This window comes from Paracoccus salipaludis (genome assembly GCF_002287065.1).
GTDB lineage: Bacteria > Pseudomonadota > Alphaproteobacteria > Rhodobacterales > Rhodobacteraceae > Paracoccus > Paracoccus salipaludis.
The window spans coordinates 1-1,790 of the sequence record NZ_NSJZ01000062.1 but is presented as its reverse complement, the minus strand read 5'-3'; the positions used below and the strand labels follow the sequence as shown (position 1 = coordinate 1,790).

The 1,790-nt window shown below is 63.8% G+C and carries 3 protein-coding genes; all 3 read left to right on the top strand.

Annotation, left to right across the window (positions count from 1 at the left end):
• Nucleotides 1–353 precede the first annotated feature (353 nt).
• On the top strand, nucleotides 354–638 hold the full coding sequence (locus CK240_RS17460; protein ID WP_095641530.1) for a BrnT family toxin: 285 nt from the start codon (nucleotides 354–356) through the stop codon (nucleotides 636–638).
• Nucleotides 622–885, top strand: coding sequence for a BrnA antitoxin family protein (locus tag CK240_RS17455; RefSeq protein WP_095641529.1), 264 nt, complete (start codon nucleotides 622–624; stop codon nucleotides 883–885). Before CK240_RS17460 ends, CK240_RS17455 begins: the two co-directional genes overlap by 17 nt.
• Nucleotides 886–1,304: 419 nt before the next feature.
• Nucleotides 1,305–1,790, top strand: a 486-nt coding sequence (locus tag CK240_RS17450) for a plasmid mobilization protein (RefSeq protein WP_135058917.1), incomplete at its 3' end; no start/stop codon positions are given.

The window sequence follows — 1,790 nt, the reverse complement described above, 5'->3', positions numbered from 1 at the left end:
GCCTCCATTCATACCCTCCGGCGCCTCCATTCATACCCTCCGGCGCCTCCATTTTTACCCTCCGGCGCCTCCATTTTTAGACTTCTAGTGTCAGTGTCGGGTGTCGCTGGAGCGTAGCGACACGCGACACGCGACACCCGACACTGCGGCGAAACTGGCGGCTTGCGCCGCGCGCCTCCGAGACTTGCCAGGCCTTGGATCGGCGCTGCGCCTCAGGGGCGGTGCAGACGGCAAGGGCAATTCCCCACCTGCCACACCGTCTTGGCGGCAAGGTGGCAGGCTGAAGAAAAAGCTTCCTGATAGACGCCGAGCTTCCTACATTACGTTTGTGTAGACATCATCTTTGAGCATCCATGAAGGTCACGGGCTTTGACTGGGACGAGGGCAACTGGCCGAAGTGCGGCAAGCACGGGGTCAGTCGTGAGGAGATCGAGGAGGTGCTGTCGGGCACGCCTGCCGTGATGCCCGATCCTTTTCCCGAGGAACCGCGGATGCGGGCCATCGGGACCACCGTAGCAGGCCGGTACGTGTTCCTGGTCTTCATGCTGCGGCAGATCGACGGCCAGACCCGCCTGCGGCCCATCAGCGCCCGTTACATGCACCAGAAGGAGATCGCGCATCATGAAGGCACCCGTTAAGCCCATGCCGTCCCTGCGCAGCGATGCCGAGGCGGAGCAGTTCGTGGAAACGGCCGACCTGACCGAGTATGACCTTTCAGGCTTCAAGCCGATGCGGTTCGAGATCGAGCCGAAGGCGGCTTCGCTGAACATGCGCCTGCCTGCCGCGCTGCTCGATGCGGTGAAGGCCAAGGCCAGGGCTCGCGGCATCCCCTACACGCGCTATGTGCGGATGCTGCTGGAAGCGGACGTGGCCCCGCCTCGGTGAACTGACTGGCGCTGCGCCTCGGGCGCGGCCCGGGTGGCACTAGCAGCTCTCTCACCGGCCAGGCCCCTTCGGCGGCAAGGTTGGCAGGCTGAGAAAACCAGAAAGCTGCAAAGAGGCCCTGTGGCGCCCCACAGGGAGCTCTCAGCCTATGCACAGGGAAACTCACCCGAGAAGCCGAGACGGGCCTCTACGGGGCCTCTGCGGGGCTCTGGGAGGCCATTGCTGTCCGATCCTTCGGTGCCATCGCCAGAGCGGCATATCTGTCACCTACTTCCAAATCGTTGCCTCACAGGCTCACCCAGCAGGGTTCAAGAGCGGCCCTGAACCACCCTGATCTGTGAAGGCTATTTTCGGATGTGTGTTAATGGCAGGAAATATAACTTGGATACTTCACAGCCTCCAAGTTGGATACTTCACACATGCCGAGACGCAAGTTCAGCCGCCTGACGAACGAGCAAAAGCAGACCTTGAGGGGCGAGCTGGACGCGAAGGTGCCGGTGACGGAGCTGGCGAAGAAATACGGGGTCAGCCGCCGGACGATCTACAACCTCAAGAACCGCTGGGACGAGCGCCTGCCGCAATCGCGCAGCAAGGTGCTGACGGTGCGGGTCAGCACCGAGGACATGGAGCGGCTGGACGCCCTGGCGGGGGAGCTGAACCTGAGCCGGGCCGACACGGCGCGGCGGGTGCTGCTCTACGCAGCGGGCGTCTACCACATCGAGCCGCCGGAGGCGGGCGAGATCGCGGAACTGACCAAGGAGGTGTCCGCGATCGGGCGGAACGTGAACCAGGTGGTGCGGGCCATGAACGCGGCCGTGCAGCGCGGGCAGAAGATCCCCCGCCTGCAACTGGACCAGTTAGCCCACCAGCTGCACCAGATCGCCCGGGACAACGACAAGACCCGC

What these genes read in the sequence shown, in the direction of transcription:
- CK240_RS17455 (WP_095641529.1), top strand. Translation starts at nt 622, where the DNA reads ATGAAGGCACCCGTTAAGCCCATGCCGTCCCTGCGCAGCGATGCCGAG.
- CK240_RS17460 (WP_095641530.1), top strand. Translation starts at nt 354, where the DNA reads ATGAAGGTCACGGGCTTTGACTGGGACGAGGGCAACTGGCCGAAGTGC.